Origin of the sequence: Shewanella sp. HL-SH8, from assembly GCF_051165765.1 — a bacterium.
GTDB lineage: Bacteria > Pseudomonadota > Gammaproteobacteria > Enterobacterales > Shewanellaceae > Shewanella > Shewanella glacialimarina.
The window spans coordinates 500,552-515,438 of record NZ_CP195039.1 but is presented as its reverse complement, the minus strand read 5'-3'; the positions used below and the strand labels follow the sequence as shown (position 1 = coordinate 515,438).

Annotated in this window: 13 protein-coding genes; 9 read left to right on the top strand and 4 right to left on the bottom strand. The window is 41.8% G+C overall.

The window, feature by feature from the left end; genetic code table 11:
• Nucleotides 1-122 precede the first annotated feature (122 nt).
• Entirely contained in the window at nucleotides 123-1,067 is a 945-nt protein-coding gene (gene coaA, locus ACRWQN_RS02250) for a type I pantothenate kinase (protein ID WP_434927789.1), read from the top strand.
• 22 nt (nucleotides 1,068-1,089) lie between these two features.
• Here coaA and birA read toward each other — a convergent pair whose 3' ends face one another.
• Nucleotides 1,090-2,049, bottom strand: a complete 960-nt coding sequence (gene birA, locus ACRWQN_RS02245; protein WP_434927788.1) for a bifunctional biotin--[acetyl-CoA-carboxylase] ligase/biotin operon repressor BirA — start codon at nucleotides 2,047-2,049, stop codon at nucleotides 1,090-1,092.
• Nucleotides 2,046-3,068 (bottom strand): UDP-N-acetylmuramate dehydrogenase, encoded by a 1,023-nt coding sequence (murB, locus tag ACRWQN_RS02240; RefSeq protein ID WP_434940587.1) that lies wholly within the window; start codon nucleotides 3,066-3,068, stop codon nucleotides 2,046-2,048. Before murB ends, birA begins: the two co-directional genes overlap by 4 nt.
• 446 nt (nucleotides 3,069-3,514) lie before the next feature.
• Between murB and ACRWQN_RS02235 the strand changes: the two genes are divergently transcribed.
• A complete protein-coding gene (locus ACRWQN_RS02235; RefSeq protein WP_434939654.1) occupies nucleotides 3,515-4,177 on the top strand; it encodes a 7-cyano-7-deazaguanine/7-aminomethyl-7-deazaguanine transporter in 663 nt (220 codons plus the stop codon).
• A 393-nt stretch (nucleotides 4,178-4,570) separates the two neighbouring features.
• On the opposite strand, the gene ACRWQN_RS02230 is transcribed toward ACRWQN_RS02235, so the two are convergent.
• Both ACRWQN_RS02230 and ACRWQN_RS02225 read right to left on the bottom strand, forming a co-directional pair.
• Entirely contained in the window at nucleotides 4,571-6,658 is a 2,088-nt protein-coding gene (locus ACRWQN_RS02230; protein ID WP_434940586.1) for a sensor histidine kinase, read from the bottom strand.
• A 44-nt stretch (nucleotides 6,659-6,702) separates the two neighbouring features.
• A complete protein-coding gene (locus ACRWQN_RS02225; protein ID WP_434927786.1) occupies nucleotides 6,703-8,082 on the bottom strand; it encodes a sigma-54-dependent transcriptional regulator in 1,380 nt (459 codons plus the stop codon).
• 293 nt (nucleotides 8,083-8,375) lie between these two features.
• Here ACRWQN_RS02225 and ACRWQN_RS02220 point away from each other — a divergent pair, with 293 nt between their 5' ends.
• From ACRWQN_RS02220 to mutM, 7 genes are all read left to right on the top strand, one after another.
• The gene (locus ACRWQN_RS02220) at nucleotides 8,376-9,206 is read left to right on the top strand and encodes a substrate-binding domain-containing protein (protein WP_434930746.1); all 831 of its coding nucleotides are present in this window, start codon (nucleotides 8,376-8,378) and stop codon (nucleotides 9,204-9,206) included.
• Nucleotides 9,206-9,913: an ABC transporter permease gene (locus ACRWQN_RS02215; protein WP_434939653.1), complete on the top strand. Its 708-nt coding sequence runs from the start codon at nucleotides 9,206-9,208 to the stop codon at nucleotides 9,911-9,913. Before ACRWQN_RS02220 ends, ACRWQN_RS02215 begins: the two co-directional genes overlap by 1 nt.
• Entirely contained in the window at nucleotides 9,913-10,677 is a 765-nt protein-coding gene (locus tag ACRWQN_RS02210; protein ID WP_434939652.1) for an ABC transporter ATP-binding protein, read from the top strand. The genes ACRWQN_RS02215 and ACRWQN_RS02210 overlap by 1 nt, the downstream gene beginning before the upstream one ends.
• Entirely contained in the window at nucleotides 10,661-11,272 is a 612-nt protein-coding gene (gene mobA / locus ACRWQN_RS02205) for a molybdenum cofactor guanylyltransferase MobA (RefSeq protein ID WP_434939651.1), read from the top strand. The genes ACRWQN_RS02210 and mobA overlap by 17 nt, the downstream gene beginning before the upstream one ends.
• Nucleotides 11,273-11,332: 60 nt before the next feature.
• Nucleotides 11,333-13,150: a bifunctional molybdopterin-guanine dinucleotide biosynthesis adaptor protein MobB/molybdopterin molybdotransferase MoeA gene (locus ACRWQN_RS02200; protein ID WP_434939650.1), complete on the top strand. Its 1,818-nt coding sequence runs from the start codon at nucleotides 11,333-11,335 to the stop codon at nucleotides 13,148-13,150.
• Nucleotides 13,151-13,485: 335 nt separating this feature from the next.
• On the top strand, nucleotides 13,486-13,938 hold the full coding sequence (locus tag ACRWQN_RS02195) for a hypothetical protein (RefSeq protein WP_434939649.1): 453 nt from the start codon (nucleotides 13,486-13,488) through the stop codon (nucleotides 13,936-13,938).
• 52 nt (nucleotides 13,939-13,990) lie between these two features.
• A complete protein-coding gene (gene mutM / locus ACRWQN_RS02190; RefSeq protein WP_434939648.1) occupies nucleotides 13,991-14,806 on the top strand; it encodes a bifunctional DNA-formamidopyrimidine glycosylase/DNA-(apurinic or apyrimidinic site) lyase in 816 nt (271 codons plus the stop codon).
• The last annotated feature ends 81 nt before the right edge of the window (nucleotides 14,807-14,887 follow it).

Sequence of the window (14,887 nt, the reverse complement as noted above, 5' to 3'; positions counted from 1 at the left end):
GCGTTAAATATAACCAATAATTAACCATTATTTTTATTCGGTCAGTTAATTGAATCTTAAAGTATTGTTCCAGTAATACGGATCGTGTAATGTGCCAGACCCAGTATAAAGTTGGCTTATTAATGAAAAACAGCATTCAACAAGCGCTATATCTCTCCTTCGAACGTCATAAATGGGCGGAGTTGCGCAATTCTGTTCCCTTAACATTATGTCAGGAAGAGCTTGAAAACCTAAGGGGCATGAATGAGAAGTTATCATTAGATGAAGTAACTGACATTTATCTACCATTAAGTCGGTTACTTAACCTTATCGTAGGAGCTAAGCAACAACGGGGAATGATTGTAGACAAGTTCTTGGAGCAAAGCGCTTCTCGTTCACCCTACATTATCAGTATTGCAGGTAGTGTTGCTGTTGGAAAAAGTACCACTGCACGTATTCTGCAAACCTTATTACAACGCTGGCCAGAACATCCAAAAGTCGATTTAGTCACAACCGATGGTTTCCTGTACCCACTAGCAGACTTAAAACGCAAGGGATTACTCCAGCGCAAAGGCTTTCCTGAAAGTTATGACATGAAAATGTTAGTCGACTTCATTTCCGCAGTGAAAACCGGTGAGCCGCGTGTTTTAGCCCCTTTATATTCCCATGTGACCTATGACCGATGTCATGATCAACATCAAGTGATAGAACAACCGGATATTCTTATACTTGAAGGGTTAAATGTTTTACAAACAGGTCTAGATTCTCCCATTGATTTAAGACGTCCATTTGTATCTGACTTTGTCGACTTTTCGATATATGTCGATGCAGAAGAACATTTATTAAAAGAATGGTACCAGCAGCGATTTTTGCAATTTCGAAAAGGCGCATTTAGCGACCCATTATCATTTTTCCATCACTACGCAGCATTGTCCGATAGTGAGGCAAATGCCATTTCTGCTAATATTTGGGACACGATTAATGGCCCAAATTTAAACTTGAATATTCAACCGACTCGAGAACGCGCAAATTTGATCCTCAAAAAAGGTGAAAATCACCTAATGGATAATGTGTTACTGAGAAAGTAACCTTAAGTTCACACGCGCTAAGTTAGGCGCGTCGTAAACTTATTTCACCGCCAATAAAGGTTTTTAGCCCTTCATTAGTATCAATTATAATCCCTCCTTGTTGATCTATTCCCTTGTAAACACCTTCAACTTCATTAGGCGCCATCAGCAACTTGATAGGCTTGTCAGTAAATAAGTCGTATTGCTGCCAAAAATCAATAAATGGAACCAAACCCTGCTTATCAAACAGTTGAATATCACTTTTTAAGTGCTGATGTAGCTTTGCCAATAACAAGGTTTTATCGGGCAATTGATTTTGGCTAGTTAAATCGCTCCAAGGCTGATCAATAAGTTCGCCCTGTACAGCCGACATACTCATGTTAATCCCAAAGCCGATTACCAGCTCAGTTTGTTGTGCATTGGTTTGCGCCACTTCAATTAAAATTCCAGCCAGCTTTTTACCCTCTAAATAAATATCATTAGGCCATTTAAGCCCTAGCCCAGTCACACCCATATCAGTTAACGCTTTGACGATTGAGCACGCTATAACCAGACTTAACCCCATAGCTTTGGTTACATCACTGTCAAAACGCCAAAATAGGGATGCATAAAGATGGTTACCATAGGGAGACTGCCACTGCCTACCACGCCTGCCGCGGCCAGCTGATTGATATTCAGCAACACAAATATCACCAGACTTAAGGTCTTCATGGTGGCTTAACAGAAAACTATTAGTGCTATTTATTTCATCAAAATAAAAACATCTGTTATCTATCTGGTTAATCAATCTATTTTCATCAACTAATGCTATTGGGTTGGCGAGCTTATACCCTTTGCCCTTCACACTAAAAATCTCAACACCATATTCTGATAATGAGTCAATATGCTGATTAACCGCCATTCTGGTTAAGCTAATTTGACTTGCTATTTTCTCGCCAGAAGTAAAATGTTCTGCGCTCAGCAAGGACAGTATTGAACGTTTACGCGACCAATGTTCATTCATGATAAAACGACCTCTCCAAATTGCGCCATCATCCTAGGTTCAGTTTCTAGAGATATTTCAAATCGCTGCTCAATAACATCAATAACATGTAACGCGAGTTGACAGATATCATTGCCGGTTGCATTAGCAGAGTTCACTAAAACTAGTGCCTGCAGTTGATGAACCGATGCACCGCCGATAGAAAACCCTTTAAGCCCAGCATTTTCGATTAACCAGCCTGCGGCTAGTTTTACTAGACTATTTTCTAAGCTGTAGCCGATTATTTGTGGAAATTTATCTTTTAAAGTTTCAAATTTATCAGTGTTAATAATTGGGTTTTTAAAAAAGCTGCCAACATTTCCTAATACCGCAGGGTCTGGTAATTTTGACTGTCTTATTTGGCAAACTAGTTCAAAAACCTGTTTCGCACTGACAGTCGTAGAATCAAGTGTGTTTAATGGAGCGTAGTCCAGCTGCGGCACCCAAACTTTAGTTAACTTAATTTTGACAGCTGTAATGACAGCTTTGTGTTTAAGTTGTTGCTTAAAAATTGACTCTCTATAATCAAATTGGCAATCTGCAGCCATAATTTCATACAGTTGTGATGAATCAAGATCGAGGAACTCGACAGAATGGCAAACCTGACTAAATTCCACCCCGTAAGCACCGATATTTTGGATCGGTGCAGCACCAACAGTGCCGGGTATTAACGCTAAGTTTTCAATACCGTAGAAATTATGTTCCACGCAATACGCCACCAGCTCATGCCAACTCTCACCAGCTTCAACAGTAAGCAGTACCTCATTCCCTTCTTGTTCTACAGCAATCCCTTTAGTCGCAATTTTAACCACAGATCCTGCAAAATCTTCAGTGAAGACAACATTACTGCCACCACCGAGTATCATTAACGCTTTATCTGAGTGATATAAGGATAGGCAATTCTCGATAAGAGACGCTTTAGAATCTACGACAAATAGTTCATCACAAGACTGTTCTAGTCCCAGGGTATTGTGTTTAAGCAGAGATACTGACATATAGATAACATGGTAAATACAAGATGATTTATTGTAACAGGTATCGTGCAAATCAAAGAAACCAAAATATTTAAGTACAACAAACAAATGCTTTGTTGTTGATTTTATTAATTACAAACGTAAAAACTGACATAGACATTACCATACAACTCACTTAATAGATTTTTTGAGAGTCGTTCAATAATTTTTAAGTGCATGTATTGTTGTTACTTTATTCTTATTCCACTCAGAAGTATGCGAGCTAAACAATCGACTTTATCGCTTAAGCTGGGCTATTTATTGCTAGAGTGGTATTATCCTGCCCCCTTGTCGGCAGCGACCTATTACTGGTGATGACCGCACAAGATATAATCATAATAAATCTCTGTACACGTTGTGGGTGCTAGCATACCCAGAACCAATAAAATTGCGGGTTCCCTCACCCCGCCTAATCTCAATAAAAAGGCCACAAGATGTTAACACTTACCCCGGCGCAGACGCGCCGTGCGCTGCTATTTTTAGTCAGCTTTCATATATTGATAATTTGCGCCAGCAATTACTTGGTTCAGTTACCGTTTCAAGTATTCGGCTATCACACCACTTGGGGAGCATTTAGTTTTCCTTTTGTGTACTTAGCCACGGATTTAACCGTGCGTATATTTGGCCAGCAAGCTGCAAGACAAATCATTTTTAAAGCCATGTTTCCAGCTTTAATCGTGTCATATCTAATTGGCGTACTATTTCATCAAGGCCAATTTCAACAATTTGACGCCTTACTCGAAGCCAATACTTTTGTATTCCGCACCGCCTTTGCAAGCTTCATTGCTTATCTTATTGGCCAATTAATGGATATAACGGTATTTGCGCAATTAAGAAAAGCCCGTGCGTGGTGGATAGCCCCTGCTGCGTCTACCTTAATTGGTAACTTAGTCGACACTTTAGTCTTTTTCAGTGTGGCATTTTATGCCTCTACCGATACTTTTATGGCGCAACACTGGCCAGAAATAGCGACCATAGATTATGGTTTTAAATTGATTGTCAGTTTGGGATTGTTTTTACCCGCTTACGGGGTGTTATTGCGGGTATTACAAGATAAATTATTAAGTACGCATCAACATTCAAGACGCATTTTATAACCCTATTTGATAATAGAATAATAAGCGTGATGGTTTCGGCTATCGCGCTTTTTTATTGTCTTAAAGTTGGTAAATGAAGTGTAAAGAATAAAAAAAGAGTTTATTTAACTTGCAAACGATAATGAGAATGATTACTATTCATTTGCGTTCCAAAGCTCAGTTACGATTTTAAAGATTCATCACCTTTATTGTTACGCTGAGTTCGCAAGCACGACATTGCTCACACTCTTTGTGGCCGGATTAATCATCCGGCTTTTTTTTGCTTAAAATTTATTAACCGACACATTTATACGGCTACGTGAGTTTATGATAAACCGCTCAATTCTATCCCCATGCTGTTAATCATCACACTTCATTTAATTTAGCCACCAGTGGTTCACATCAATCTCATGCTTAGTTAAACTGCAGCCCCTCGTAAGGGTTATTGGTATATTCATCTTTAGCTCTATGATAAAGACCAATAATAAATACCGTGCCCTTGCCTTCGGTAGACTTCACTTCAATAGTGCCGCCTAACCGTTTGATAATACCGTAGCTTAATGATAACCCTAAACCTGTACCGTCTTTACGGGTGGTATAAAATGGATCAAAAATACGGCTTAGTTGCTCAGTGTTTATGCCTATACCCTCATCTTCTATTTCGATTTTCACTCCTATAGGTTCATCACCTTGAAGCCAGTCTTGGGTTCGAATCCAAATTTTGCCCTTACCCGTATCATTTCTAGCTTCAATAGCATGGGCCGCATTAACAACTAGGTTAATTAGCACTTGTTGCAACTGCGGTCGATTAACCTCAACGGGACAACTTGCATTAAGCGCTTTAACTAGTACAACCTCTTGCTTTTGTATTGAGTGACGCACCAAGACTAAAACTTCTTCAACAATCGGGGTCATCTGATGCATTTCGATGGGGGCATTAAATTCACCAGGGCGACTGTACTGCAATAAGCTACGAATAATAGTGCTTATACGTCCCACTTGCTGGATCACGAGATCAATCTCTTCTGATACCTGTTCAGCTTGATCACCCAATTCATACTTTAATAATTCCATATTACCTAGAATTACAGCGGTAGGATTATTAATTTCATGGGCAATACCCGCCGTTAACTCACCTAATGCGGTTAGTTTTTCATTGGTGACCAATTGCTGGCGAGTTTCATTCAGTAATTCGACATTACGTTGTAACTCTTCCGTTTTGTCTTGCAAGCTTTTGGTGCGCTGCTCCACTTTTAATTCGAGTTGCTCTGCTGCGGCTTGAATCTGTAAATTTCGACTTTGCAATAAGTCCAGCATACTATCGAACTGTTCAGCTAAATGAGCCAGTTCATTATCACGATCTAAACCGAGCTCACCGATACGAACATTACGGCCTGATTGTACCGCTTTAACCACCTGATGAATGCGTTCTATGGGTTTTAATAAACTGTACGCGCCACGATAAACCAATAAGCCTGAGCCAAATAATACCAGCATTAAAATACTACCTAACTCAATAATATTAAGTAGGTAATTATGAATGAAAGGTCCTTCAGAAAAACCGGTATATACCATACCCACTCGTTTACCATAGATATCAAGCAAAGGGGCGTAGGCGGAAATGTACCAGTCATTAAACACAAATGCCCTATCAACCCAAGTTTGCCCATCCACTAGTACTTTTTGCTTCACCTCTTCTGACACTAAGGTGCCTAGCGCGCGATTTTGTTCAGAATATTGTGACGACGAGGCATTCATTGGCACGTTAGTACTGACTCTGACATTGTCTAAAAAAATCGTCACAGTACCAATTGAATGTGCAGGTAAAGTCCCTTTGTCATAAACAAGATTGCGAATGTAATCAACTATCACGGTATCTTTATTAAATATATTCCCCCCATCAAGATACCACTGCACTGAAGAGTCTGAATTTATTATTGGTAGTACGCTTCGACTCACTAAGCCGCGATGTTCCTGCTGCTTGCTTGGCGCTATCGCTCTTTGAGTGGTTTTAAGATTAATTGTGGCATATTGTGCCAATTGTGGGTTTATCTGCTTTAAACGCTCAAAGGGAAGCACCATGACACCTGAAGATGGCGAGTCAGGTTTGTTACGCAACAATGCTGTTAAATCTGGATCTGTTTTAACTTTTTCTACACTGATTAACCTTAAAAAATCTAAGTTAAATTGCCGCTGAGTTTGCGTTAATACCTCTACGATAGTCTGCTGCGCTTGTGGATTATTTTTATCTTGTTGGAGTTGACTAAACGCAGTTTGAAAGGCCCATGAATTAGCCAAATGAACAAGCTGTTGCTCTTGACGGATTTGAACCTGTTTTAGTGTGTTTTCAGCAACCGATAAATCAGCTTTAACCTTCATAAACAATTGCTGACTGGTATAACTAATATTCCAGTAAATAGTGATAAATACTAGGCTGATTAATGTCATTAAGATCGGCAATAGTGTCAGAATTAATAGTCGATAACGCACCTTAGCCTGCATTTGTTGCCAACTGATACCGAATATTTGTTTAAAAAGTGACACGATTAAGCTTCCTTTTGATCCTCGCAACTATCTTGCCCAAACCAATCTTTGTACTTTCTGTCTAAGGTTTTTCGCGATACGCCTAAATCTCTCGCCGCTGCGGATTTATTGCCATCATGGGAGTCAACCACCTGTGTTACATGCTGTTTTTCAACATCTTTTAATGTCCAACTTAGGGGGTACCCGTAATTATCTACAGTTTCTGCTTGTTCAGTTTTTTTCCAATATTCTGCAGGGGGCTTACCTAATAAAATACATCGCTCAATCATATTCTTAAGCTCACGGATATTACCTGGCCATTCATGCTGCTTTAAAACTTGTAAATCTTCATGGCTCCATAGAACCGGTTTAATGCCCAAGTCCTGTGATATCTGTACCGTAAAATGATGGGTTAATTCCACCACATCTTCTGGACGAGCACGTAAAGGTGGAATTAAAATATTCAGTACATTTAAACGGTAATACAAATCTCGACGAAAATGGCCTTGGTCGACTTCTTCAATTAATAACCGGTTAGTGGCCGCCACAACACGCACATCAATTGCCACTTCTTTCTCACTACCCACTGGGCGAATTGCACGTTGTTCTAACACTCTTAATAGTGCCGTTTGCATATTCATCGGCATTTCGCCGATCTCATCTAAAAAAATAGTCCCACCGGAAGCAAAACTAAATAATCCTTCCCGAGAGCTTTTTGCTCCGGTAAATGATCCTGCTATATGACCAAATAACTCACTGGCCAATAGATCTGGTGCAATAGCGCCACAATTCACCGGTACAAATGGGCCTGCTCGTCCACTCAACTGATGTAGCTGGCGCGCGACAAGCTCTTTACCTGTACCTGACTCGCCTTCAATTAAAACAACCGCATTGGTTTGAGCAACACGTTCTATCACTTGCTTAACTTCATTAATCGCGTCACTGCTGCCAATGATGGTAGAAGACTGACCATGGGACAGCTCACGTTTTAGCATAAAATTTTCACGCTTTAGTAAACGCTTTTCAATACAACGATCAACAGCTGTCATCATTTGTTCTAAGTGAAACGGCTTCATGATGAAGTCTGATGCGCCCGCTCGTAATGCTCTAATCGCCACATCCATGTCAGCATAACCCGTCATAAAAATAATATCGGACTGACGGTCTGTATCATCTAATGCCTCATGCCATTCGATGCCTGAACGATCGGGTAACCGAATATCGACGATTAACAAATCAAAATGACCTTGGCTGCGGAGTTGCTCGGCCTGTGCAATACTTGATGCGGTTTCGACTAAAGCAAATTTTTTCAACATGGCTTTAGTTAAGAAGCTGCGCATTCCAGGCTCATCGTCAACGATTAGAACCGACATACTGGTGTTAGCGCTTACAGCGATGCTCATAATTACTCCGATTGGACATTTTGGCTCAACTTGGCGTTACTTTAGCACTCAATGATAGAAACTGGGTCAGGATGAACCACCAAAAAGTGACCTTGGGACAATTTGTCTTAGGTGTTTTTAACCACCGTGGGATCTGGTTCACAAATTAAGGTTTTGCCGTGAACTGAATTTGCACATTATGTAATTGGCATTTAACTTGCTTAACAGCGGACAGTATTAACGGTTACTAAACCGAGACTTACACCTCCAGTAATGGATTATGCAATTCCATCGTCGTTTAAAAGGATAATTTAATGTTAAAGAAAATCGCCTGTATTACGGCATCATTTAGCGTGTTGGGCAGCTTAGTTTTTAGTCCATTATTACAAGCACATGAGCATAAAAATCACAGCGTAATAAAATTAGCAACGACCACCAGCACTGAAAACTCTGGTTTATTAAGCGCATTATTACCTAGGTTTGAAAAACAATCAGGTTACTCGGTACAGGTAATCGCCACAGGCACTGGTCAGGCAATTAAACTCGCCAGCCAAGGCGATGTAGATATCGTGATGACTCATGCTCCTGCTGCTGAAGCAAAATTTGTCGCTGACGGCTATGGCATTCAACCCCGCGGCATTATGGAAAACGATTTTGTGGTCTTAGGACCTAAAAATGACCCTGCTGGTGTGCACAATGCTAAAAGCGTTATCCAGGCATTTGAGCGTATCGCCACCAAACCAAGCACGTTTATCTCCCGTGGCGATAACTCTGGCACACATATGAAAGAGTTGGAGATTTGGCAACAAACTAACGTCAAGCCTGATTTTGCAGGCTATACTTCGGTTGGTCAAGGTATGGGTAAAACCCTATTAATGGCGCATGAGTTACAAGCTTATACGCTAACAGACCGTGGTACATTTGTAGCTTACAAAGCAAAGTTGGACTTAACTATTAGCTTTGAAGGCGGCGCTGAATTAGCCAACCCTTATCAAGTTATGCTGATTAATCCGACAAAATACCCTGAGCTGAATCATCAAGGTGCACAAGCATTAAGTGACTGGTTAATCAGCCCTGCTACACAAAAAATGATTAATGAGTTCACCGTGCAAGGAGAGCAATTGTTTAAGGCAACTTATCAATAATGAGTGAAGGCTGGTTAGCCCTTTTGCAGCAAGCGTTCGGCTTGCTGATCTCTTTTGACCCCGATGTGTGGTCAATCATTTATGTGTCTTTTTCCGTCTCGTTCGCTGCGCTACTGATCACCCTGTTCCCATCCATCATGCTGGGCTTTTTACTTGCTTTTACTCACTTTCCTGGCCGTTGGATTGTCACTAACCTAGTGCAAACTTTACAATCAATTCCGGCGGTTGTTGTTGGATTATTAGTGTATTTATTACTCACCCGCAACGGTGTTATGGGTGATTTAAAATGGTTGTTTAGCCAAAATGGAATGATTTTTGGTCAGATGTTAATTTGCGCCCCAGTGCTAGTGGCCTTATCGCAAGCTGCATTTACCAGCGTCGACCGCCGCGCGTGGGAAACATCACGCACATTAGGTGCGAACTGGTTACATGCAATTTGGACTGTGTGCCGAGAATTACGAGCGGCATTATTGCTTGCTGTTATAGCCGCATTTAGTCGAATTTTAACTGAAGTAGGATGCTCTATGATGGTCGGTGGCAATATTATGAATGTCACCCGCAATATTCCTACAGCCATTGCGTTAGAAACCAGCAAGGGCGACTTTGCTCAGGCTATTGCACTTGGATTAGTGTTACTCATTCTGGCACTAGTACTGAATTTCTCTCTGGGCTCATTACGGGGTAAAGCCCTGCCAAGGAGTCATTAATGAGTCGACAATCGTCTTCAACCATAGCGATTCGCTCCACAACAAAAGCGACAATCAATGCCACTAATGTGGTGATGCAGTTTGATCAAAAAGTACTATTTTCCGTCAACGAATTGAACTTTACCCAGGGGGATGTCATTTATCTACAGGGTGATAATGGTTCAGGAAAATCAACTCTAATGAAGATTTTGGCGGGGTTAATATCTCCTTCACAAGGGCATATTAACAGCCAAGGCTTTAGCCAACCCGCTTGGTGGCAAGCAGAGTCTTTGCTAGGTAAAGCGGTGTATTTACATCAACACCCTTATTTATTCGATGGCAGTGTTGAATACAATTTAACCTACGGATTAACGGTAAGACAAGCTCGCTCACAAGCAATACGGCAACGCTTAGTTCAGGCAATAAAAATGGCTCAACTTACCGACTTGATGCGCCATTGCGCCAGTGAGTTATCAGGCGGTGAGCGTCAGCGTTTAGCGATTGCTAGGGCCTGGATCTGTCAGCCTAAATTGCTCATGCTAGATGAGCCCATTTCAAACATGGACAAACACTCTCAACGCCTTGTGCTTGCCATGATAAACCAGCTTAAATCAGAAGGTACTGGCTTACTGATTAGTAGCCATCAAACCTGTGGCTTGACCGCGTTATGTCAACAACATTGGCATATTAAGCAACATGTTATACACACAAGCCAATATGTGCCTAATTTAGATACTCAACAAGATTACTCTGTTATGGAATCACACTATGTCATTGCCAAGTAAACACCAACCGACTATTGATGCCGTTATTCTTGCCGGCGGTATGGCTAGGCGTATGGGCGGAGAAGATAAAGGCTTAGTCGAGTTAAACAGCCAGCCGATGATTAGCCATACGATTATTCGATTAGCACCACAAGTACAGCGCATTATGATCAACGCCAATCGTAATCAACAGCGTTATAGCGAGTTCGGCTACCCTGTGATGAGTGATATTGACTCCGGCTATTTAGGCCCTTTAGCAGGCATGATCACCGCGATGGGCAATACTGAAGCAGACTTATTATTAGTGGTACCTTGTGATTGCCCATTATTACCACAGGATTTAACCAGCAGAATGCTAGCAACCATGCAGCAAACAGGCGCTGAGCTTGTTGTGGCTAGCGATGGCATACGTGAACAACCTGTGGTGTTATTACTTAAGCCGGGTTTACGTGATTCAATGAAAACATTTCTAGATGCAGGTGAACGTAAAATCGATTTTTGGTACGCCAAGCATCACCATGAAGTGACCAGCTTTGCTGATCAACCTAACGCCTTTATCAATGTGAATACCCCTGAACAAAAACAACAGCTTGCTGAGCAACTTGCTGGACGATAGGTCGAGTAACCAGCCAAGTTATCTATAAAAACCAGCACAGTCTTTCAATTAGAGGTCATTATGTCTTCCGTTTTTAATAATCCACTGTCTATCCCTGTTCTTGGTTTTTGTGCATACAGTGGCACCGGCAAAACCACACTATTGAAACAGCTTATTCCTGAATTGAATCGTCGTGGACTTCGTTTAGCGGTGATCAAACATGCCCATCATGATTTTGATGTCGACACTCCCGGCAAAGACAGTTACGAAATGCGCAAAGCAGGCGCGAAGCAAGTGCTTGTAGCATCCCATGTTCGCTGGGCGTTAATGACCGAGGATGCATTAGAGACAGACCCGAGCTTAGTTCACCTGCTGAAACAAATTGAAGTAGATAAAGTTGATATAGTCTTAGTCGAAGGTTTTAAAAAACTGGCCTTGCCTAAAATTGAATTACATCGCGCGTCACATGGCAAACCTTTAATCCATACCCATGATGAAAACATTGTCGCTATTGCTTGCTGCGATGACACACAAACGCCAGCAGAATTGACTCGATTAAATCTCAACAATGTTGCTCAAATTGCCGATTTTGTCATCCAATATCAACAAAGTTGGCAAGCTAAATCCGCTGCTTTGCCGATTGATATCTTAACTGCACAAACACCAAGTGATGGCCAACAAGGGCTTTCGGTTGCGCAAGGCATTAATCATATTCTTAGTCAGGTTAAACCACTTGTTGGAACCGAGTTAGTCGACTTAGACGAACTGGACAACCGTGTTTTAGCCAATGATTGTATTTCCCCGGTTAACGTTCCGCAGCAAACTAACTCAGCTATGGACGGTTACGGGTTTGCATATCACGATGTTGCTTCTGGCAAGCCACTCACCATAGTGGCAGAAGTACTGGCTGGCCATGGCTATGACAAGGTTGTAAAACCAGGGGAAGCGGTAAGCATTATGACCGGTGCGCCAACCCCACAAGGTGTCGATACCATTCAACCTCGGGAGCTTTGCGACACTCAGGACAACCAATTAACGCTGTTAGAAACCACTCATATTAAGCTAGGTCAGCATGTGCGCTTAGCCGGTGAAGATATTGCTATTAATGAGGTAGCCCTAGTTAAAGGTAAGCGTTTAGGTGCGGCTGAGATAGGTTTATTAGCCTCTTTAGGGGTTCATCAAGCATCAGTGGTTAAAGCACCAACAGTGGCAGTATTTTCCACCGGCGATGAAGTCAGCCAGCCAGGTGACGCCCTTAAACCAAATTGTATTTACGACTCTAACCGTTACACCATCAAAGCAATGGCCAGAAAGTTAGGCTGCAAAATTATCGACTTAGGTATTATTGAAGATAATGAACAGGCACTTACAGCCGCTTTACTTCAGGCATCCGAGCAAGCAGATATTGTGATTAGCTCTGGTGGTGTGTCTGTAGGAAATGCTGATTACATTAAAACCGTACTGGCTAAAATTGGTCAAATTAATTTTTGGCGCATCAATATGCGACCCGGTCGCCCTCTGGCGGTAGGTAAAATCAATAACAGCTTGTTCTTTGGCTTACCGGGGAATCCTGTCGCTGTCATGGTGTCATTTTTACAATTCGTGCAACCTGCATTACGTAAGCTTGCGGGTGAACAACAATTGGCAGGTGAACAACAATGGCAACCCAGTTATATGCCAGCGGTTGCCGATGAGTTGTTACGCAGTAAAACAGGCCGCACTGAATTTCTACGCGGGGTTTATCATATTGCCGCAGACGGACAAGTCCATGTTATCTCAAACGGTGCTCAAGGCTCTGGCATGTTGAATTCGATGGTTACCGCCAACTGCTTAATCGTAATTGGTGAAAAGGATGAGCATATTGCCAAGGGCGAGCGTGTTTTTATTCAGCAACTTTAACTCACGTTTTAGAAAAATCTATAGGGGAAAGATAAGTCAAATTGAAGATAGTTCAGATAGCCAAGCAGGATATTAACAATTGTCTGTAACAGACCGCTGTGATTCTGTTACCTCTATTGTGTGAGTGAAGACACCGATTTATTTACCGCGTGAGCTAGATGCCTATAACAACAAATAGCTCACGTATCTCGAAAATAGCCAAAGCAATAATGAAAGCGTGCAGATATTTCGATTTATCAGTGCCGTAGGTGGTTACTTCTATCAAGCTGAGGATAGTTAGTATTTCTCACCATAGATGATAAACTCAAATAACGTTTCATTATCCTATTGAGCTTATGGCTTTATCACGTAAAAAATGGAATACCATTATTATCCTTGTCACAGCGATGATGATTGCTGTACTGAGCTTTATTAATAGTAAAACCGAACAGGTACCAACTGATGCAATGCCATTGTTTGACAGCACCTTGCCGTTAAAGCAACTGCACATCAATAATCAATGGCTTGCTGACTCTAACGGTCAATGGCAGTGCTCTGATGACGTCCTTAACTGCTTGCAGTGGACTGAAGCTTGGCAAAACATTGCTATATCTGCATTACAAATTGAACCCATACATACCTCTGAACCTATCAAGATTACCTTTGCCATTGCCAATATTGACGAGCCCCAAGTGTGGTTGTTATTCACAGAGGAGGGTTTATTGCAATCACCCGGATTGAATTGGTATAAAATTCCCCCAAGCTTACGCGCTGATCTATTGCCCATAGTCAACGTACAATCTCGCTAAGCATCAAAGTGAATAATTGTAGATGACCCACCATAAGAGAGATTGCTAAGCCATGCCAGAATTACCAGAAGTAGAGGTCACCCGCCAGGGTGTCAGTCCTTTCCTTGTCGGCCAAACCGTTGACCAGTTGATTGTACGCAATAGCTCATTACGCTGGCCTGTCCCTGATGTTGCACAAAACATGGTCGGCCAAACAATCAACAGCGTGCGTCGCCGCGCCAAATATTTACTCATAGATACCGATGCTGGCATTACCATTGTACATTTAGGCATGTCTGGCAGTTTACGTATTTTGCCGCGCAATACACCGCCTGAAAAACATGATCATATCGATTTAATCCTCAGCAATGGTCGCATGCTGCGCTATAACGACCCCCGCCGCTTTGGTGCCTGGTTATGGTATGAACTCCCCGAAGAGGCTCACCCGCTATTGTCTAAGCTAGGGCCTGAGCCACTTAGCGATGCCTTTAATACTATCCAACTGCAAACTGCGTTAGCCGGTAAAAAAAAGGCTATTAAACTGTGTTTGATGGACAATCACATTGTCGTCGGGGTCGGTAATATTTATGCCAATGAAGCATTATTTGCTGCGGGTATTCACCCACAAACAGCGGCTGGCAATATAGACATTGAACGTTTGACCATCTTAGTTAATGAGGTGAAATTAATTCTAGCTCACGCCATCAAGCAAGGTGGCACCACGCTGAAAGACTTCACTAATGCCGATGGTAAACCAGGTTACTTTGCCCAAAAACTGCATGTGTATGGTCGCGGCGGCCAAACTTGCACAGCCTGTGGTAATTTATTGAGTGAGATAAAATTAGGCCAGCGCACGACGGTTTTTTGTGGAGTGTGCCAACCTCGGTAAATTAAATCGGTTGCATCAAGCATGAGCCTCATAAACTAGAATACAAAAAGGGAGCCGAAGCTCCCTTTTATTGAATACATT